20 protein-coding genes are annotated in these 18,101 nt (G+C 70.4%); 9 read left to right on the top strand and 11 right to left on the bottom strand.

The window, feature by feature from the left end; genetic code table 11:
- Window positions 1–71 precede the first annotated feature (71 nt).
- On the top strand, window positions 72–1,361 hold the full coding sequence (locus ACFPLC_RS15320; protein ID WP_378197331.1) for an aspartate aminotransferase family protein: 1,290 nt from the start codon (window positions 72–74) through the stop codon (window positions 1,359–1,361).
- Between the two features lie 587 nt (window positions 1,362–1,948).
- Here the strand turns inward: ACFPLC_RS15320 and ACFPLC_RS15315 are convergent.
- On the bottom strand, window positions 1,949–2,413 hold the full coding sequence (locus tag ACFPLC_RS15315; RefSeq protein ID WP_378197333.1) for a hypothetical protein: 465 nt from the start codon (window positions 2,411–2,413) through the stop codon (window positions 1,949–1,951).
- 69 nt (window positions 2,414–2,482) lie between these two features.
- A complete protein-coding gene (locus ACFPLC_RS15310) occupies window positions 2,483–3,388 on the bottom strand; it encodes a haloalkane dehalogenase (protein ID WP_378197336.1) in 906 nt (301 codons plus the stop codon).
- A 96-nt stretch (window positions 3,389–3,484) separates the two neighbouring features.
- Here ACFPLC_RS15310 and ACFPLC_RS15305 point away from each other — a divergent pair, with 96 nt between their 5' ends.
- A complete protein-coding gene (locus ACFPLC_RS15305; protein WP_378197339.1) occupies window positions 3,485–3,817 on the top strand; it encodes an ester cyclase in 333 nt (110 codons plus the stop codon).
- 5 nt (window positions 3,818–3,822) lie between these two features.
- Here ACFPLC_RS15305 and ACFPLC_RS15300 read toward each other — a convergent pair whose 3' ends face one another.
- Genes ACFPLC_RS15300 through ACFPLC_RS15290 form a run of 3 tightly spaced genes read right to left on the bottom strand, consistent with a single transcriptional unit; the run spans window position 3,823 to window position 6,079 of the window.
- Window positions 3,823–4,275 carry a DUF350 domain-containing protein gene (locus ACFPLC_RS15300; protein WP_378197342.1) on the bottom strand — a complete coding sequence of 151 codons (453 nt, stop codon included), beginning with the start codon at window positions 4,273–4,275 and terminating at the stop codon, window positions 3,823–3,825.
- A gap of 37 nt (window positions 4,276–4,312) precedes the next feature.
- A complete protein-coding gene (locus ACFPLC_RS15295; protein ID WP_378197345.1) occupies window positions 4,313–5,479 on the bottom strand; it encodes a glutathionylspermidine synthase family protein in 1,167 nt (388 codons plus the stop codon).
- Window positions 5,480–6,079 (bottom strand): hypothetical protein, encoded by a 600-nt coding sequence (locus ACFPLC_RS15290; protein WP_378197348.1) that lies wholly within the window; start codon window positions 6,077–6,079, stop codon window positions 5,480–5,482.
- 94 nt (window positions 6,080–6,173) lie between these two features.
- On the opposite strand from ACFPLC_RS15290, the gene ACFPLC_RS15285 reads away from it, so the two are divergent.
- The 4 genes from ACFPLC_RS15285 to ACFPLC_RS15270 all read left to right on the top strand — a co-directional run bounded on the left by ACFPLC_RS15285 (window position 6,174) and on the right by ACFPLC_RS15270 (window position 9,494).
- Window positions 6,174–7,202, top strand: coding sequence for a septum formation family protein (locus ACFPLC_RS15285; RefSeq protein ID WP_378197351.1), 1,029 nt, complete (start codon window positions 6,174–6,176; stop codon window positions 7,200–7,202).
- A complete protein-coding gene (locus tag ACFPLC_RS15280) occupies window positions 7,202–7,552 on the top strand; it encodes a metallopeptidase family protein (RefSeq protein WP_020642760.1) in 351 nt (116 codons plus the stop codon). The genes ACFPLC_RS15285 and ACFPLC_RS15280 overlap by 1 nt, the downstream gene beginning before the upstream one ends.
- Before the next feature lie 166 nt (window positions 7,553–7,718).
- Window positions 7,719–8,984 carry an MFS transporter gene (locus tag ACFPLC_RS15275; protein WP_378197355.1) on the top strand — a complete coding sequence of 422 codons (1,266 nt, stop codon included), beginning with the start codon at window positions 7,719–7,721 and terminating at the stop codon, window positions 8,982–8,984.
- Between the two features lie 39 nt (window positions 8,985–9,023).
- On the top strand, window positions 9,024–9,494 hold the full coding sequence (locus tag ACFPLC_RS15270; RefSeq protein WP_378197357.1) for a hypothetical protein: 471 nt from the start codon (window positions 9,024–9,026) through the stop codon (window positions 9,492–9,494).
- Here the strand turns inward: ACFPLC_RS15270 and ACFPLC_RS15265 are convergent.
- The 3 genes from ACFPLC_RS15265 to pheA all read right to left on the bottom strand — a co-directional run bounded on the left by ACFPLC_RS15265 (window position 9,491) and on the right by pheA (window position 11,778).
- Window positions 9,491–10,138, bottom strand: coding sequence for a DUF4232 domain-containing protein (locus ACFPLC_RS15265; RefSeq protein ID WP_378197457.1), 648 nt, complete (start codon window positions 10,136–10,138; stop codon window positions 9,491–9,493). The two genes, ACFPLC_RS15270 and ACFPLC_RS15265, sit on opposite strands and share 4 nt — an antisense overlap.
- A 117-nt stretch (window positions 10,139–10,255) precedes the next feature.
- Window positions 10,256–10,873, bottom strand: a complete 618-nt coding sequence (locus ACFPLC_RS15260; protein WP_378197360.1) for a histidine phosphatase family protein — start codon at window positions 10,871–10,873, stop codon at window positions 10,256–10,258.
- Complete coding sequence (gene pheA / locus ACFPLC_RS15255) at window positions 10,870–11,778, bottom strand: prephenate dehydratase (protein ID WP_378197363.1); 909 nt, start codon at window positions 11,776–11,778, stop codon at window positions 10,870–10,872. Before pheA ends, ACFPLC_RS15260 begins: the two co-directional genes overlap by 4 nt.
- Before the next feature lie 98 nt (window positions 11,779–11,876).
- Between pheA and ACFPLC_RS15250 the strand changes: the two genes are divergently transcribed.
- The 3 genes from ACFPLC_RS15250 (at window position 11,877) to ACFPLC_RS15240 (ending at window position 13,970) form a co-directional block, all read left to right on the top strand.
- Complete coding sequence (locus ACFPLC_RS15250) at window positions 11,877–12,497, top strand: macro domain-containing protein (protein ID WP_378197366.1); 621 nt, start codon at window positions 11,877–11,879, stop codon at window positions 12,495–12,497.
- 114 nt (window positions 12,498–12,611) lie between these two features.
- Window positions 12,612–13,544 (top strand): type I pantothenate kinase, encoded by a 933-nt coding sequence (gene coaA / locus ACFPLC_RS15245; RefSeq protein ID WP_191308904.1) that lies wholly within the window; start codon window positions 12,612–12,614, stop codon window positions 13,542–13,544.
- 288 nt (window positions 13,545–13,832) lie between these two features.
- Entirely contained in the window at window positions 13,833–13,970 is a 138-nt protein-coding gene (locus ACFPLC_RS15240; RefSeq protein ID WP_378236309.1) for a hypothetical protein, read from the top strand.
- 3 nt (window positions 13,971–13,973) lie between these two features.
- Here the strand turns inward: ACFPLC_RS15240 and ACFPLC_RS15235 are convergent, their stop codons facing one another.
- The 3 genes from ACFPLC_RS15235 to ACFPLC_RS15225 form a co-directional block, all read right to left on the bottom strand.
- Window positions 13,974–15,482 (bottom strand): hypothetical protein, encoded by a 1,509-nt coding sequence (locus ACFPLC_RS15235; protein ID WP_378197372.1) that lies wholly within the window; start codon window positions 15,480–15,482, stop codon window positions 13,974–13,976.
- Between the two features lie 166 nt (window positions 15,483–15,648).
- Window positions 15,649–16,968: a tetratricopeptide repeat protein gene (locus tag ACFPLC_RS15230; RefSeq protein WP_378197375.1), complete on the bottom strand. Its 1,320-nt coding sequence runs from the start codon at window positions 16,966–16,968 to the stop codon at window positions 15,649–15,651.
- An 88-nt stretch (window positions 16,969–17,056) separates the two neighbouring features.
- Window positions 17,057–17,977 carry a nitrate- and nitrite sensing domain-containing protein gene (locus tag ACFPLC_RS15225; RefSeq protein WP_378197377.1) on the bottom strand — a complete coding sequence of 307 codons (921 nt, stop codon included), beginning with the start codon at window positions 17,975–17,977 and terminating at the stop codon, window positions 17,057–17,059.
- Between the last annotated feature and the right edge of the window lie 124 nt (window positions 17,978–18,101).

Here is an 18,101-nt window from a genome sequence, read left to right as displayed (position 1 = left end):
CCGACAGTCTGATCGTTGAAGCGCTGTTCACGGCCTCCTCATACTCGCTTGAGACCCCGAGGAGGCGTTCGATGACCGATGAGCTGCTCGCCCGGCACCGCGCAGTCATGCCGTCCTGGATGTCGCTGCTCTACGAGGAGCCGATCGAGATCGTGCACGCGCACGACCGCCGGATGACGGACTCGAAGGGCCGCACCTACCTGGACTTCTTCGCGGGGGTGCTGACCAACTCGATGGGCTACGACGTCGCCGAGATCGGCGACGCGGTCCGCAAGCAGCTCGACACGGGCATCCTCCACACGTCGACCCTGTATTTGATCCGGTCCCAGGTCGAGCTGGCCGAGCGGATCGCGAAGCTGTCGAACATCCCGGACGCGAAGGTGTTCTTCACGAACTCGGGCAGCGAGGCCAACGACACGGCCCTGATGCTGGCCACGCAGTTCAGACGCAGCAACCAGGTGCTGGCGATGCGCAATTCGTACCACGGCCGTTCGTTCGGAACGGTGGCGATCACCGGCAACCGCGGCTGGTCGGCCTCGGCCCTCAGCCCGGTCAAGGTCAACTACGTCCACGGCGGCTACCGGTACCGAAGCCCGTTCCGTGCGCTCCCGGACGCCGAGTACATCGACGCGTGCGTCGCGGATCTGGTGGACGTCCTCGACACGGCAACGGCGGGCGACGTGGCCTGTCTGATCGCCGAGCCGATCCAGGGCGTCGGAGGGTTCAGCCTCCCGCCGGACGGCTTGTTCCGGGCGATGAAGGAGGTCCTGGATGCGTACGGCGTCCTGTTCATCTCGGACGAGGTCCAGACGGGCTGGGGCCGCACGGGCGAGCACTTCTGGGGCATCGAAGCCCACGGCGTGACGCCGGACATGATGACGTTCGCCAAGGGCCTGGGCAACGGCTTGGCGGTGGGCGGGGTCGTGGCCCGCGGAGACGTGCTGGACTGCTTCCAGGCCCAGTCGTTCTCGACGTTCGGAGGCAACCCGGTCTCGATGGCCGGGGCAACGGCGGTCCTGGACTACATCAAGGACCACGACCTCCAGGCGAACTGCGCGGCGCGGGGGGAGCAACTGCTGTCGGGCCTCCGGGCGGCCGACTCGCCGATCGTGGCGGAGGTCCGCGGCAAGGGCTTGATGATCGGCGTCGAGCTGATCAAGCCGGGAACAACGGACCCGAACGTCCCAGCAGCGGCAAGGATGCTGGAGGAGACGAAGAAGCGCGGGCTCCTGATCGGAAAGGGAGGCCTGCACGGCAACGTACTGAGGCTGGGCCCGCCCATGACCCTGACAGCCGAGGAAGCCCAGGAGGGCTTGGAAATCCTGCTGGACGCACTGGCAGCAACCCACGCAGCCCTGTGAAACCAAAGGAGCAGGGTGGTCATCCCGTCGCCTGAGGCCGTCGAATCACTTTGAGCCGGGCCCGCAACCAACAGGCCAACGCGAGAGAACAGCGCAAGCTTGCGGGCCCGGCTCAAAGTGATAGGCCTCGTTCAGGCGACGGGATGACCACCCAGCGACCCACCCGAAAACGAGAGAGAACAGCGGCGAAGAGGGGTCATCCCAGAGCCTGCCCGTCCGGCGAGGACATTCTTTTGTCTTTGAAGCCGCGGTTTCCTACCTTGCTGCGGCAGAGGTTTTTGATGCGGCAGGGTAAACGCTCGGCAGAGCGGGTCCGGCCTCCCCCGCCCCTCCGGTGGGATTTCAGCCGACGCTGATGAGAAGGCGGGGATGAGGGGCGATGGAGGTCGGGTGACGTTTATTGGTTGCCTTGCGTCGCCGGCTGGCGGTTTGTGTCGGTGGATCCTCGCTCGGGCTGTGCACGACTTGCCGCGCAAGCCCGGCTGTGGACAGCCGCGGGCAACCCCACCGGCGCGCACCGATTCCGTCGGTGCCCTCCGGTCCCGTGGAAATCGGGGGCTGCTCAGCCCGGCACAACCGCGCAGTGGTTACCGGACCAGCCGGCCGGCGGCTTCGATGAACGCCGACAGGATCGCTTGGCTTTGTTCTTCGTACTTCCGCAACGTGGTGAGATCCGGGGCGTCGTGCAACCCGTTGATCGGTTCGAAGGCCGCGTCGGCGAGCCGGAGGAGTTCGGCGTCTTCGGTGAGCATCTGCACCCTGAGCCGGGTGTGGTCGGCGGCAGCGCCGCGCTTGTCCGATTCCGTGTACGCGGCACGCTTCTTCTCCTCGTCGCCTCGCTGTTTGATGAACCACGTCGTGATCACGGCTTGCCGAAGTTCGGTCATCGCCCCCGCGAAAGCCACGTAGGCGTTGATCCGCTCCTGCCGAAGCCGCTCGTCACGAGCGACTCGCTCGGTTCGACGGCTGTTCAGCAGGCCGAACAGGTAGGTGAAGCTCGAGCCGGCCAAGGTTCCGGATATCGCGATCACGCTGGTCAGAACGCCGTCCATGGGGCGAAGTCTGGCAGAGGACACCGTTTCGCCGTGCCCTCCGGTAGCGTGGAAATCGGGCTGCTCAGCTCACCCCCGCACAAACCGCGCCACGTGCTCCGCCAGCTCCTCCCCCTTGTCCTCCTGCAAAAAGTGCCCAGCCCCACCAATCACCGGATGCTCCAAACCAGCAGCCCCCCGCATGGCCCGCCGCAGCACCGGCGCCATCCCACCCGTGATCGGATCCCCATCGGAAAACGCCACCAGGAACGGAATCTCCAACTCCGTCAACGTCTTCCACGCCGCCCGGTTCGCGTCCGAAGCGGGATCATCCGGCCGATAAGGCACCAACGAGGGCATCGCCCGCGGCCCCGCCTTGTACATCTCGTTCGGAAACGGCGCGTCGTACGCCGCCCGGACCTCCGAGGACAGCGAAGTCCGGCAGCCCGCCTGCACGGACCGGCCGACGTCCAGGACCGGGGCCTTCTGGATCGCTTCCCGGAACTGGTGCCAGACCGCCGGCATGTCGGTGTCCCCGGTCGGCAGGCCCGTGTTCGAGGCCACCACCCGCGCGAACCGGGACGGCGACGAAGCCACCATCCGCAACCCGATCAAGCCACCCCAGTCCTGGCCGACCAGCGTCACGTCACGCAGGTCGAGCGCGTCGAACGCGAAAGCGCGCATCCACTCCACGTGCCGGGCGTACGAATGGTCCGCCAGCTCGCCCGGCTTGTCGGAACGGCCGAAGCCGACCAGGTCCGGGGCGATCGCCCGCAGGCCCGCGGCCGCCAGCACCGGCAGCATCTTGCGGTACAGGAACGACCAGCTCGGCTCGCCGTGCAGCAGCAGGACCACCGGGCCGTCCGCCGGGCCTGCCTCGACGTACCCCACTCTGATCCGCCCGCCGTGGGGATCCGGCAGCTCCGCGTAGCGGGGCTCGTACGGGAAATCGGGCAGGTCCGTGAACCGGTCGTCCGGTGTCCTCAGCAGGCGCACGCACCCCACGCTAGTGCGAACGGCCCAGCACGGCCACGATCATGCCGTAACGCGCCTGGACGGCCCACGACTTCCGATAGTGGGAAGGGGCCGCCCATGACGTCCGATGCCGAACTCGCCGTGCGGTACGTCGACTACCTCGTCGGCGGCGACGAGGCCATCCTCGAAGAGGCGTTCGCGCCCGACTTCCTCGACCACGTCAGCGGGCGCCGCGGCACCGACATGATGCGGGTGGTGCGGGGCTGGCTGGAGCGCAGCTTCGCCGGCCGGCAGCCGACCGGGCGGCGGATCGTCGCGGAAGCGGTGCACATCTTCCGCGTCCGCGACGGGCGGCTGGCCGAACACTGGGCGGTGCGGGACGACCTCGGCGTGCTCCGGCAGCTCGAGGGCGGCGAAGCCCCTGGAGAACGACCTCGCCGCCCGGCCTGAACCGCTCAGGAGATGCCGACCGCCACCACCAGGCCCAGGCCGACGTGCGCCGCCGCCACGACGATGCTCACCGGGGCGAACTTCTCGCTCTCAATGGTCGAGGCCACGTCGATGCGGGTCGCCCACTCCAGCAGCCGCACCCCGACGACCTGGACGACGATCCCGAGCAGGCCGTAGACCAGCGACGTGATCAGGCCCTCGGTGAGGTCGCTGGCCGAGTTGAAGATCGCCACGACGACGATGAAGGACATGGCCAGCAGCCCGGACGCGGTCACGATCACGGCGTTCGGCAGGCCCTGCGTCACCAGCTTCGACAGCTTGCCCGGCGTGGTCCAGTCGATTGCCCAAAACCCGGCGAACATCAGCAGCAGGCCGATGACGCCGTACAGCAGGATCGCGCCGATCCCCCGCACGAGATCGGAGCCGAACGTGTCGGACAGCGCAAGCGTCGAGGTCACGAGTTTTCTCCCGGAAGGTCAGCGATGGGGTGTTTTATCACGACTCGACGATGCGGTGTGGGACGAAGGCCGCACCGTCGTCGGTGACCAGGCCGCCGGTTTCGCGGATGCCCAGCCCGGCGGAGCTGTCGCCGACGATCCACGCGCCGAGCGCCGGCCGGTAGCCGTCGAATTCGGGCAGCGGGTCGAACGCCTGGTAGACGAAGCCTTCGGCACCGTAGACGCCGTCGGTCTGGGTCTCGTAGCCGGTCGCGACGATCTGGACGTTCGCGCCCTCGCGGCCCAGCTTCGGCTTGCGGACGTACTCCGTGAGCAGGCCGGGGTCGTCGGCGAACGCGGGCAGCAGGTTCGGGTGGCCCGGGTAGTTCTCCCACAGGATCGCCAGCAGCGTCTTGTTGGAGAGGATCATCTTCCACAGCGGCTCGATCCACAGCGTCCGCGGCAGCGACTCGACGGCGTGGCGGCCGAACTCCTCGTCGACCACCCACTCCCACGGGTACAGCTTCAGCACGGTCGCCATCTGCGCCTCTTCGAGGTCGACGAACCGCTTGAGCACCGGGTCCCAGCCGATCTCCTCGATCGCCAGGCCCACCGTGTCGAGCCCGGCCTCGGCCGCCGTCTCCTGCAGGTACGCCGTGGTGACGTTGTCCTCGCCGCTCGGATCCGCGGCCGACCAGGTGAAGTGCAGTTCGTTCGACGGCAGCTTGCCCTGCAGCTGCGTCCACCGCTCGACGAGCTTCTCGTGGATCGAGTTCCACTGGTCGTCGTCCGGGAAGACGTCGGTCTTCCAGTGCCACTGCAGCAGCGACGCCTCCAGCAGCGTGGTCGGCGTGTCCGCGTTGTACTCCAGCAGCTTCGCCGGCGACTTGCCGTCGTAGCGCAGGTCGAACCGGCCGTAGACGTGCGGGTCCTGCCGCTTCCACGACTCGGCGATGTGCGGCCAGACCCACTCGGGGATGCCGAACCGCCGGTAGCCCTCGGTCGTCACGACGTTGTCGACGGCTTCCAGGCACATCGAGTGCAGCAGTTCGACGTCGGCCTCGAGCGACAGGACCTCGTCCATTTCGAAGACGTAGTGCACGGACTCGTCCCAGTACGGCCGCACCCGGCCGCTGGCGTCGCGGGCCGGCGTGCCGTAGACGAGCCCCTGCTCTTCGACGATCCGCTGCCAGTCGCGCCGCGGCTCTCGCCGATCCCGGTACACCTACGATCCCCCGCTCTTGCCGCTGCCGCCGCTGCCGCTCTTGCCGCTGATGCCGAACCCGCCGCGCTGGACGGACTTGCCCGTCTTCGTCGTGACGTTCGTGCGGGCCGACGGCGGGTCGTACGAGCCACCGGTCACCCGCTGGCCGACCACGCCGGTGCCGCCGTAGTTGTAGCGGTAGCTGTTGTAGCCGCCACCCGGGATCGGCAGGAACAGGAAGCCACCGCTGTGGTAGCCGCCGTGGCTGGTGACGTAGTTGTCGTCGCAGTAGTCGTCGTTCTGGACGACGACGCCGTCCTTGTCGGTGCAGACCGCCGTGACGTTCTCGGTCTTCGCCACCGTGTAGAACGTCGCGACCAGGCCGACGAGCCCGACCGTGACGCCGCTGCCGATCAGGACCTTGCGCCGCGTCGCCGCCTTGGCGTCGGCCTGGCGGGCCAGCTCCTCGTTCCGTTCCTCCTGGGCCAGCGCCTGCCGGCGGGCCCGCTGCTCGGCCAGCGAAGGCTGCTTCGGCTGGGTGTTCGAGTCCTGAAACCTCATCGAGCCGCGCTTCGGCGGCTCCGGGGGCGGCTGGTCCCCAGTGTTGTTGTCCTGCGTCATGTGCGCTCCGTAACCCCGGCCACCACGAAACTGTCACCCACCCTAACCACCCGGATCGCGCACGTCGCGCGCGGCGCGGGCATCATGGACTGCGATGTCTCCCAGCGCCGATCGGTTCCCCACCGCCACCCAGACACTGCGCACCCGCGTCGTGATGGGCGGGATCTTCGCGGGCGCGCTCATCGCGCTCGCGCTCAGCGTCGTGTTCTCGTGGAGCGACGGCATCACCGGCGGGTCCGGCGGGGGCGCGGGCCGGTTGTCCGCGGCGGCCCAGGAGGCGTTCCACTCACCCCCCGGCAGCTGCCTGACCTGGGACAACCCGGACGCCAGCGACGCGCGGAAGGTGGCCTGCACCGAGCCGCACCTGTTCGAGGTGACCTCGCTCGTGGACATCGGCGCCCAGTACCCGGAGGACGCGCCGGTCCCGTCGCTGGACCAGTGGCAGCAGATCGCGCAGCAGAAGTGCACCGCGGACGTGAAGCCGTACCTCGGGCACAAGCTCGACCCCTACGGCAAGCTCACCACGAACCTGCTCCGCCCCACGCCGTCACAGTGGGAAGACGGCGACCGCCAGCTGCGGTGCGGCCTGCAGTGGGCGGGCCCCGGCGGCCGGCTGTTGCCGACGACCGGGCCGGCCAAGGACCAGGACCAGTCGCTGGTCTTCGAGCCGGGCACCTGCCTGGCCCTGCTCGGCAAGGGCGTCGGCGATCCGATCGACTGCACGAAGCCGCACTCGTACGAGATCGTCGCGACCCTCGACCTCAAGTCGAACTTCAAGGAGGGCTACCCCTCCCAGGACAACCAGAAGGCCTGGCTCGACACCGAGTGCAACAAGGCCGCGGGCAGCTACACCGGCGGCGCCGACCTCGACGCGAAGAAGCTGATCCTGACCTGGGACCTGCGGGAACAGGAGAGCTGGGACACCGGCTCGACCAAGGTCAACTGCAAGGTGGCCGCGGTGCTGCCCGACAAGAGCGGCCTGCAGGCGGTGACCGGCAGCATCAAGGCCGCCCCGGCCGGCCAGGACGGCGGCCAGCCCCAGGACGGCGGCCCGCCGTCGGACGGCGGCGGGGGCCCGGCCACGCAGAACCCCACCCCCTCGACGCCGAAGCAGGGCGGCTGATGCCGGTCGAGATGAGCCGGGAGCGGTTCGAAGAGCTCGTCTCCGAAGCCCTGGACGAGGTGCCGCCCGAGTTCGCGCGCGCGATGGACAACGTCGTCGTGCTCGTCGAGGAGTTCAACGACGAAGCACCGGACATCCTCGGGCTCTACCACGGCATCGCGCTGACCGAGCGGACGTCGTCGTACGGCGGGGTGCTGCCCGACCGCATCTCGATCTACCGGCAGCCGATCCTGGCCATGTGCGAGGACGAGGACGAGGTCGTCGAGGAGGTCCTGATCACCGTCGTGCACGAGCTGGGCCACCACTTCGGCATCGACGACGCCCGGCTGCACGAGCTCGGCTGGGGCTGACCCGCGCGGATTTCCTCGTCGGCCCGGCGCGTTCCACCGAATTCCGCGCCGGCTCCGGGAAACCGTCACGAGATTCACTGCTAGTGACAACGTGACCACGCGCAGCCATCTCCGCGGTTATCCTCGTACCGAAGTCGTTGGGCGTCGATTCGTGCGGGGAGGCACAGTGAACGAAGCCCGGAACGACGGAGGCGGCCGAAGACTCAGGTGGCTGCTGACGTCGAGCGCGGCGTCCCACCTGGGGGACGGCATCGGCAAGGTGGCCCTGCCCCTGCTGGCCACGACCCTGACCCGGGATCCGGTGCTCATCGCCGGGCTGTCCGCCACCCAGTTCCTGCCCTGGCTCCTGTTCGCCGCGGTCGCCGGCGCGCTGGTCGACCGGATCGACCGGCGGCGCGCGATGATCGTCGCGAACACCGCCCGCGCGGTCGCGGTCGGCGTGCTGGCCGTGCTCGTGGCCGTCGGCGGCATGACGATCTGGCTGGTCTACCTGACGGCGTTGATCATCGGGACGGCCGAGACGATCGCGGACAGCGCGGCGAACGCGCTGATCCCGGCGGTCGTCGGCGACGGCTCGCTCGACGCGGCCAACAGCAAGCTGCAGGCCTGCGAAATCGTCGGCCAGACGTTCCTCGGCGGCCCGGTCGGCAGCCTGACGTTCGCGCTCTTCGCGGCCTTCCCGTTCGTCCTCAACTCCGCGGGCTTCGCGATCGCGGCGGCGGTGCTGCTCGGGCTGGCGGGCACCTACCGCGCCAAGGCGGAGACACCGGTCGAGCCGGCGAAACTGCGCACCGAACTCGCCGACGGCCTGCGCTGGCTGCGCGGGCACCCGCTGCTGCTGCGGCTGGTCGTCGTCGCGGGCCTGCTGAGCCTGGTCAGCGAGCTCGCCCAGGCGCAGCTGGTGCTCTACGCGCTCGAAGACCTCCACCTGTCCGACGCGACCTTCGGCCTCTTCGCGTTCGTCGGGGGCATCGGCGGGCTGCTCGGCGCGGGCGTCGCCCCACGGCTGGTACGGGCGACCGGACGGCTCCCGGTGGTCACGGGCGGGATCGTCTGCTGCGGCCTCGGGTTCGGCGGGATGGGCCTGGTGCGCTCGCCGGTCGCGGGCGCGGCGCTGTTCGGCCTGTTCGCGGCCGCGGTGGTGGCGGTGAACGTCGTGCTCGCGACGGCCCGCCACACCCTCGTGCCCGGCGAGCTGCTCGGCCGGGTGCTCGGGGTGTGGCGCACGGTCGTCTGGGGTGCGATCCCGCTGGGCGCGCTGCTGGGCGGGGTGCTGACCGAGCAGCTCGGCTCGGCCGCGCGGACGTTCGCGGTGTCCGGCGTGGCGATGCTGGTGATCGCCGCGTTCGCCTTCGGCGCGCTGCGGCGCTCCTCCCTCGGTGACGAATCGGACTCAGCCGCGGCGCTGACGCACCACGATCCGGGATTGTGAGCTGAAATAGCTCCTCACCCAGGTGGTGAGGAGGCAGTCATGCGCACCGTGGACCCGGGGACCGGCACCGACGCCGATCCCGACTTCGACGAGCCGTCGGACGAGTCCACGTCACCGCCGCCGTCGAGACGGCTGCTCGTGCTGAGCGCGGTGGCCGGGTTCGTGCTGGGCGGCAGCGTGCTCGGGCTCCTGTGGGGACTGTCCGGGGTGCACGCGGGCGCGCTCGAAGACGCCGTCGCGGCGTGCCAGGCGCTCGACCGCGTGGGCGAGCTGCCCGACACGAGCCGGGACACCCAGCCCACGCTGACCCCGGGCCTCAGCTCGGAGCGGCTGCACCGGATGGTGGCCGCGCGCGAGCTGTCCGCGGCCGCCGCCCAAGTGAACGCCAACTACCAGCCGCTGGCCGACCACATCGACAGCGTCAGCCGGATGGTGTTGAGCCTGCACTTCAGCGACGCCTCCGGCCAGCGGCACCTCAGCGAGGCCAAAGAGATCTGTGGCCGCATTTAGGCCGGGTGGACGGTCTTCACCGCGAGCTGGTTGCCCGGGATCTTCGTGCTCGCGCAGCCGGTGCCTTCGCTCGGCACGAAGTTCGACGCGGTTTCCTGCGGCAGGTAGATGCGCAGGCCCTTGACCGCCGTCGGCTGGCAGGTGCCCGGGTCGAAGTTGCGCACGTTGACGAACTGGATGTCGGCGGCCGCGGTCTGGCCGGGGTTCAGCTTGACGGCGTTGCCCTTGGTGCCTTCGCGGAAGGCGTCCTTGCCGACCTGGTGCCCGTCCGAACCGGCCACATAGGACACGCCGGGGAACCCCTGGATGGTGCAGGGCTTCCCGCTGGAGTTCGTGATCAGCAGCGGCCGGTACACCGAGCCGGCGCCCGCGTCGCCCTGGCCGAGGGACAGCTTGACGTCCCCGGACTTGCACAACCCGTTGTCGGCGGGCTGGGCGGCGGGCGGCTCGGCCGGTGCCGAGGTCGTGGGGGTGGGACTCGAGGTGGCGGTGGTGACCGTGGTGGTGGCGGTCGGCGACGCCGAGCTCGACGGCGTCGAGCTGCTCGCCGTGTTCGTCGTGCCGCCACTGCCGCACGCGGAGAGCGCGAGCACGCCCGCCGAGGCCGCGACGACCGGGAAAAACCGTGAAAGCTTCATGACAATCGCCTCCCTGGTGTGGTGCTACTGGGTAGACGTACCGGGTCGCGGCCGGGTTGGCTGCTTTCGTAAATTCCCCACCAGGCGTGTTCTAAACGTGACAGGATCACACTTTCGTGATCTTCACAGAGGCGTGTCGACCCACGTCAGGCAGCGCCACTCGCCGTCCGGCCGGGCCGCCAGCTCGACGAGCCCCGTGTTGGGGATCAGCGCCGCGTTGGCGACGTCCGCGTGGACGTTCGGCGCCAGCCACTCCGCGGCCAGCCGGATCGCGCCACCGTGGCTGACCAGCGCGATCACGCCGTCCGGGTCGGCCTGCTCGTGTTTGGCGCGCAGCCGGCCCACCGCGTCCAACATCCGGGTGCGCACGCTCGTGCCGCTCTCGCCGCCGGGCAGCGACGGCGCCAGCTCGCCGAGCGTCCAGCGCCGGACCGTGTCCATGTAGGTCCGGATCGACGCGTGATCGGTCGCCCCTTCGAGATCACCCGCGACGACCTCGTGCACCCCGTCGACGACCTGCACGTCCAGCGAAAACCGCGCGGCCAGCGGCGCCGCCGTCTGCTGGGCGCGCGTCGCCTGTGACGCGTACACCGCGACCAGCGGTTCCTCCGCCAGCCGCGCCGCGAGCGCGTCCGCCTGCTGACGACCGAGTTCGGTCAGCGGCGGGCCCGGCAGGGCGGTGTCCAGCGCGCCGCGGACGTTCCCGTCGGTCTGCCCGTGGCGGATGAGCAGCAGCCTCACGCCCGGTCCCCCTTGCGGACCGCGTCGGCCCACACGGCCGCTTCGACGAAGTCGTCGTTGCCGAAGCCCGGCTCGATCGTGGTGCGGGTCCCGTCGGCCCGCGGGTGCGAGCCGAGGAAGCGGAGGTTGCGGCAGTGCCGGCGCAACGCGGTCAGCGCGTCGAGGACCCGCGGCTCGGCCACGTGCCCTTCGAAGTCGATGAAGAAGCGGTACTCGCCGAAGTTGCTGCGCGTCGGCCGGGCGTCGAGCCGGGTCAGGTTGATGCCGCGGCTGGCCAGCTCCGTGAGCAGCTCGGCGAGCGTTCCGGTCCGGTTCGCGGCCGCCGCGACCACGGACGTCCGATCGGCCCCCGTCGGCTCGGGCAGCTCGCCCGGCGCGCGCACCAACAGGAACCGCGTCGCCGCGTCGGGGACGTCGGCGACCCCCTCGGCCAGCACCTCGAGGCCGTAGTGCTCGTTCGCGACCGGCGCGCAGACCGCCGCGTCGAAGGTGCCTTCCCGCACGCCGACCGCGGCGGCGGACGTCGACGACGACGCCACCTGGTCCGCGTCCGGCAGGTTCTCCTCGAGCCACTCGCGGACCTGGGCCAGTGCGTGCGGGTGGCTGGCGACGGTCTTGATGTCGCCACCGCCGGGCCGGGTCAGCACGCTGAAGTGGATCGGCAGGATGGTTTCGGCGACGGCGACCAGCGGGGCCGCCTCGCTGAGCGCGTCGAGCGTGGCGGGCACCACGCCCTCGACCGAGTTCTCGATAGGGACGCACGCCGCGTCCGCCTCGCCGTTGCGGACGGCCGTCATCGCCAGCCGGACGGTCTCGACCGGGATCAGTTCTTCGCCGGCGGCGAGCACCCGCGCGGCCTGTTCGGTGAAGGTCCCTCGGGGGCCGAAGTATGCGATCCGTGACACAGCACCAAGGCTACGGGGCCTGACCGTGGCGACATTCACTCGGACAGCCGGTACGGGAACCGGTTACGCCGGGTGGCATTTTTTGCGATGCTGGGCGGGTGACCGCCGAATCGGGCACGCACACCGGACGTGAGGGCGCCAAGCCGCCACTCGCCCCCCGCGCACCGGAACTGGTGTTGTGCGCCGTCGATGAACCACTCGCCGAGGCCTGGACCGCCGCCGCGCAGAAGCTGGCCGGCCGGGTCCGGGTGCACCGCGGGTCGGTGCTCGACGTCGTCGCCCAGGCCGTGGTCAGCCCGGCCAACTCCTACGGCTGGATGCGCGGCGGAATCGACGCCGTGTACGCGCAGGCGTTCCCGGGCGTGGAGCAGAGCGTCCGCAGCGCGGTGCTGGCCTTCCACGGCGGGGAGCTGCCGATCGGCGACGCCGTGGTGGTGCCGACCGGCGAAGCCGAGCCTGCCTGGCTGATCAGCGCACCGACCATGCGGGAGCCGGGCGAACGGCTGCCCGCCGACACGGTCCACCCGTACCTCGCCGCCCGCGCGGTGTTCCTGACTTGGCGCGACGGCCGGCTCGACCACGGCCCGGTGCGGGCGTTCGTCGACACGATCGCGATGCCGGGGCTCGGCACCGGCGTCGGCGGCGTCGCCCCCGCGACCTGCGCCCGGCAGGTGGCCGCGGCGTGGGCCGAAGTCTTCGCCGATCGTGACGCTGGGTGATCAACCCCTGGACGGGGGTGGACTACGTCACAGCGCTTTAACCGGCCGTAAGCCCTACCGTTGAACACGCAGGTGAACGTCCGCCAGTGCAGGCGACGGCCGGAGGAGTGTGCGATGACCCGGGTCCGCGAACTCAGCCCGTATGTCGAGCTGCACCGGGAACAATGGAAAGAGCTGCGAAGTTCCACGCCGCTGCCGTTGACGGCGGCCGAGCTGGTGCGGCTGCGCGGTCTCGGCGAGCAGGTCGACCTCGCCGAGGTGGCCGACGTCTACCTACCGCTGTCCCGGCTGATCAACCTGCAGGTCGCCGCGCGCCAGCGGCTCTACGAAGCGACGACGACGTTCCTCGGTGACGACTCCCGCGGCACGAAGGTCCCGTTCGTGATCGGCATCGCCGGGAGCGTGGCGGTCGGCAAGTCGACCACCGCCCGCCTGCTGCGCACGCTGCTCGCCCGCTGGCCGGACCACCCCCGCGTCGACCTGGTCACCACCGACGGCTTCCTGTACCCGCGCGCCGAGCTGATGCGGCGCGGGATCATGCACCGCAAGGGCTTCCCGGAGAGCTACGACCGCCGGGCGCTGCTGCGGTTCGTCACCGAGGTCAAGTCGGGTGCCGAGCGCGTCGCCGCGCCGGTGTACTCGCACCTGGCCTACGACATCCTGCCCGGCCAGGAGCAGGTGGTGCAGCAGCCGGACATCCTCATCGTCGAGGGCCTCAACGTGCTGCAGCCGGGACCGCGGCTGATGGTGTCCGACCTCTTCGACTTCTCGATCTACGTCGACGCGCACACCGACGACATCCAGCGCTGGTACGTCGAGCGGTTCCTGGAGCTGCGGCACACGGCGTTCGCGGACCCGGCGTCGCACTTCCACCACTTCGCCGGCCTGCCCGACGACGAGGCCCGCGCCGAGGCCCGGCACCTGTGGCACTCGATCAACGAGCCGAACCTGATGGAGAACATCAAGCCGACCCGGCCGCGGGCCACGCTGGTGCTGCGCAAGGACTGCGACCACACGATCAACCGGGTCCGCCTCCGCAAGCTCTGACCCCCTCGTGAGTGGTAAGGCGGGTTAGAACCCGCCTTACCACTCACGAGGGCGGACGGGCTGGTCACGCACCTCGTCACCCACATGCCGCGCTTTCGCACGCTGAGCGAGTGCGCGAGCACGGTTTGTCGGGGCCTGGCGACTCTCCGCGCCGGAAACCGGCCGTTCGGCCGAGGCGGGCCGGTCAGCCGTAACCGGTTGGCCGATACCGGGCATCCGCTGTGAAAGCGACCCTGAAGGAGTCAGGAAAACGGCTCTGAGCTGGGGAGGAGGCCCACGATGTTCTCGATGATCCTCACGTGGGTCGGTGCGGTGCTCGGTTTGGCTCTGCTGATCGCGATGGCCGCGGGAACCTTCGTCGTCGACTTCGACGACCGGCTGCAGGAGCGCCGCAGCAAGGCGAAGTCCGCAGACCCCCTCCCCTAGCCGTCAGAGCTCGGCCAGCGCCTCGAGGTAGGCGTCGGCGTCGTATTCGAGGTTTTCCGCGTCCAGAAGGCTGTTTTCCAGGGCGTCGATCAGCTGCTCGAAGATCTCGTCGCGGTCGAGCTCGCCCTCGCCCAAGCGCTCGGCGGCCTGCCAGACCTCGGCGGGCTCGTTGTCCCACAGCTGGTCGACGATGGTCGCGCGCAGGATCAGCCGCTGCTCTTCCTCGTCCTCGTCGGCCTCGGCGATGACGAGCGCGCGGCGCTGGTCGGCGTCGGTGGGGTCGAGGTCGACCTCTTCCTCGTCGATCTCCGTGGTCGTCGACGGCACGGCGAACATCCGCCGCTCCAGCGCGTCGGCGAGTTCGGTCGGCGACAGGTCGCTCGTGTCGGCGAAGTAGCGCTCGAGCGGGGAGTCGTCCTCGTCGGCGTACTCGCTCAGGTAGTCCTGGACGGCTTCGTCGAGGGCCGCGATCGCGGTCTCGGTCAGGTGCGCCCGCTCGCCCGTCCACTGCACCCAGGCGAGCACGACCGGCTCGACGGCGTCCTCGTGGTCGGCGTCGAGCTCGTACTCCTCGCCGAGCAGGCCCTCGAGGAACCGCGCGATCTTCTCCGGCCCGACGCGCAGCGGGTTGCCCGGGTCGGTGCGCAGGCCGTGCTCCAGCAGCAGACCGCCGATGGCGCGGGCGGCGTCGGCGTCCTCACCGCTCGCGGCGACGAACTGCTCGACGACGGCGGCGCGCTCGGTCTCGGACCACTCGGCCACCTCGGGCACGAGCGCGGGCTCCGGCAGCGCGCGGCACCAGGTCAGCGCGACGGCGTGGAAGCGGGCGTAGTCCTCGCTGACGTCGGCCTCGTCGAGGTGGTCGGTGGCGGCGAGGCCGTCGGCGATCAGGCGGTGCGCCTCGGCGGGGTCGACGGCCTCGAAGACGACCAGCTCCGGGTCGGCGTCGGACTGCTCCCGCATCTCGGCCACGACGTCGGCGGGCTTGTCGATCACCACGAGGTCCCGCACCCGGCCGCCCTCGGTGAAGTCGAGCAGGGCGAGCAGCCCGTACGCCTGGTCGCCGTGGGAGAAGACGCAGAGCAGGGACGACTCGTCGCCGTAGACGTCCCCGGTGCGCCAGCACTCGCCGGCGGTGACCCGGCCCAGCCCGTCGGCCCAGGCGGGCGCGGGGATGCCGCGGCCGAGGACGACCTGCAGCCCGGCGTCGGCGGCCTTCCGCTCGACGTCGGTCTCGGCGACGACCTTCAGCGCGGCCAGCAGCGCGGCGGCGCCGGGCGTGATCTTGCGCTGGGCGAAGGCGATGAGCTCCAGGCCGAGCGGCTCTTCGCCGTCCTCGACGGGCACGTCGTGGAACTGGCCGAGCACCTCGGAGGCGAGCAGTTCGACGTCGACGGGCGCGGGGTCGGCGCCCAGCGCCGAGAAGTCGTTCAGGACGTCCTTGAACAGGCCGGTCACGCTGTGCGTGACGGGCTGCGGTGCCTTCTTGCGGGCGCGACTCACCGGGCTCATGAGCTCATGCTTTCACTTCACCGCGAGCGGGTCGCGGTGGCCCTGGCGCGGGTCCCGCCGCCCTGCTCGACGGGGAGGCGCCGAGCCTGGACGACGGAACTGGGCCACCGCGACGCCTGGCGCGCTCACGATGTCCCGGTGCACGTGTATCACCGGTTCTCCCGGGTCAACGAGGGCTGCGCGGCGAGGTTACGGCTTTCGGCAGGGCGATCCTGGCGGTCCGGATTTCCGTGATCAGCCGGGTTTTCCGCCGGTGGTTTTCCACCAGCGCGGCCAGGTAAGCGGTGAATTCGTCCGGCGTTTCGGCTCGTTTGTGCAAGCTGCGCAACAGCTTGAGCCGTCGCGCGGCTTCCCGGTAGGCGTGCGGATCCTTGCGCTCGATGAGCTCGTCGACGTGTTCGCGGAAGACCGGGATCGCCTCGGCCGGGTGCTCGGCGGCCCGCTGTTCGGCCAGCTCGAGCTTGAGCTCCGCGGACGCACCGAACCGGACACAGGCTCGCCAAGCTTCGTCGGGACGGCCGTCGTCGAGCAGGACGCGGACCAGCTCGTCCGCCTGCTCGACCCCCTCGGCCGCGCGGGTGCGCAGGCAAGCGAGCGCTTCCCGGCGCTGCACCGTCCACTTCCCGTCCTTCGTCGCGGCCTCACGCAGGGCCGCGTACGTCTCGCGACCCGGCTGGGCATCGAAGTCCTTGCGACGGCGAGCGGTTTCGTCCTCTGGCTCCGGGGGTTTCTTGTCGTGGGTGAGCGCGCGGGCGGCGTGCGCGATGGCCTCGCTGTGCCGTCCCGCCGCCCGGAGCACCCGGACGATCTTGAGGCTGACGTCCACCCGCGGCGGCTTGGCCGAGAGGATGGCGACCAGCTCGTCGACGTCACCGAGCACCTCGGCCAGCTGCTCCCGCAGCCGTTCGGCCACGTCACGGCGGTGGCCCGGCCCGTTCGCGGCGAGCACGTCGTCCACAGTGGACTTGATCCGCCGGAGCCCCGGCTCGCCGAGTGCGGTCGCGAACTCGGCGAGGTCGATCACCGGGCGACCGGGGCCGTCGAATTCGACCTCGAGGATCCAGTCGGCCAGCTTCTCCGGGTCGGGCGGCCGGGCGGCGCACGCGCGGGCGTACAGCTCCACGGCCCGGTCCAGCCGGTCGGCCAGGTCGCCGGCGTGGTCGCCGGATTGCTCCAGCACCTCGCTGATGTCGTCGACCGTGCGCCGGGCCAGCGGGCCCAGGTCGGCGCGGCTGCCGGCGTCGAGCATCCGCTGCAGCGTGTCGAGGACCGCGCCGATCTTGGCGGTGTACTCGACGTTCCCGTCGGTGACCGCGGTGTCCAGCAGCCGGTGCGCCTCGCTGACGTCACCGGATTGGGTGGCGGCGCGCAGTTCGAGTGAGTGCCGCAGCTCGGGATCGCGCTCGGCTTGGGCGTGGAGCAGGTCCGCCAGCGTCTCCACGTCCAAAGTGCGCAGGTAGGGGCGAAGATCCGAGGGGGGACTCACGGGCACCAGTCTGCCCGACGGCCGCGGCCACGCGTGTGGGCCAACCGCGTGCTCTTTTCGGAGTAATCCGTGACTCTTCGTGAGCCCCTCATCGACGTCGTAAGTCGTCGAACACGGCTTTCAGCGGCCACGGATCCGGCAGTCCCGATCTTCGTGACCGTGCGTGGCGGGGGCGCGGGATGGCCGCGTGGACCGTCGGCACCATGATCGGCACGACCGGCACCGGAACCCGCGCGACCAGCCGCCGCACCACCACCATCAGCAGCACGGCGAACAGCAGGAGCGCGGTCCCGGCCGCGAGGGCGCCGGCGAGGGTGCGGCGGCCGTCGTCGAGCGTCAGCTGCACGGCGTACTGGCTTTGCTGGGTGTACAGCAGGCCGAGCTGAGCGGACACGGCGTAGGAGGCGCTGCGCCACGTGGGCTCGGGGAGCGGAAGCGGTTCGGCGGCGGTGAAGGCGTTTTCGGCGGCGGCCAGCCTGCTCCATTCGGCGCTACGCGTGAGCGTTTCGTACGCCATCCGGCCACTCTCGGTGAGCTGGGGCACGACCCGGGCCAGCTCGGCCCGGTAGGAGGCGACGGCGGAGGTGAACGACCCGCGGGTGACGTTGTCCAGGCCGGCCAGAGCGAGGGAATCGGAGCGATCCATGCCTTCGGCGACGGAAAGCAGCTCGACGGCGGTCGTCTGCTGGTAGGCGGACTCGACGTCCGGGGCGTGGCGCGCGTAGTCACGCAGGCCGGCGATGGCGGACTCGATCCGCTGGGTGTAAGTCGCGTACGCGGCACTGCGTTGGTCGGGCGCGGCCATCGCCGCGCTCCGCTCGGCCTGCAGGGCGACCACCGCGCGGGCCGTCCGGTCCGCCGCGGCCGCCGTCTCCACGGCCATGTCCCGCGTCCGAACCGCTTGGTGGATCAGGAGAATCGCGATCACGACAGCCACGGCGACGAGCGCGCCGCCGGGGATGAACGCGATGCCCAGCATGCGGCCGCGGACGGATCGCAGGTACTTCAAGACGTTCCCTTCCCAGCCTTGGTCCCCGCAACAATCCCGACGAAGTTCAACCTATTGAGTGAGAGATTCACCGGTCAACGCCAGTCCGCCATACGGCCGTTAGCACTGCGTGACCACGAGGGCA

Origin of the sequence: Amycolatopsis plumensis, assembly GCF_042652605.1 — a bacterium.
GTDB lineage: Bacteria > Actinomycetota > Actinomycetes > Mycobacteriales > Pseudonocardiaceae > Amycolatopsis > Amycolatopsis plumensis.
Note: the sequence above shows the minus strand (reverse complement) of the source record. Positions and strands in the feature narration are given on the sequence as shown.

What these genes read in the sequence shown, in the direction of transcription:
- ACFPLC_RS15285 (WP_378197351.1), top strand. Translation starts at nt 6,174, where the DNA reads ATGTCTCCCAGCGCCGATCGGTTCCCCACCGCCACCCAGACACTGCGC.
- ACFPLC_RS15315 (WP_378197333.1), bottom strand. Translation starts at nt 2,413, where the DNA reads ATGGACGGCGTTCTGACCAGCGTGATCGCGATATCCGGAACCTTGGCC.
- ACFPLC_RS15235 (WP_378197372.1), bottom strand. Translation starts at nt 15,482, where the DNA reads ATGAGCCCGGTGAGTCGCGCCCGCAAGAAGGCACCGCAGCCCGTCACG.
- ACFPLC_RS15270 (WP_378197357.1), top strand. Translation starts at nt 9,024, where the DNA reads ATGCGCACCGTGGACCCGGGGACCGGCACCGACGCCGATCCCGACTTC.
- ACFPLC_RS15280 (WP_020642760.1), top strand. Translation starts at nt 7,202, where the DNA reads ATGCCGGTCGAGATGAGCCGGGAGCGGTTCGAAGAGCTCGTCTCCGAA.
- coaA (WP_191308904.1), top strand. Translation starts at nt 12,612, where the DNA reads ATGACCCGGGTCCGCGAACTCAGCCCGTATGTCGAGCTGCACCGGGAA.
- ACFPLC_RS15290 (WP_378197348.1), bottom strand. Translation starts at nt 6,079, where the DNA reads ATGACGCAGGACAACAACACTGGGGACCAGCCGCCCCCGGAGCCGCCG.
- ACFPLC_RS15240 (WP_378236309.1), top strand. Translation starts at nt 13,833, where the DNA reads ATGATCCTCACGTGGGTCGGTGCGGTGCTCGGTTTGGCTCTGCTGATC.
- ACFPLC_RS15305 (WP_378197339.1), top strand. Translation starts at nt 3,485, where the DNA reads ATGACGTCCGATGCCGAACTCGCCGTGCGGTACGTCGACTACCTCGTC.
- ACFPLC_RS15320 (WP_378197331.1), top strand. Translation starts at nt 72, where the DNA reads ATGACCGATGAGCTGCTCGCCCGGCACCGCGCAGTCATGCCGTCCTGG.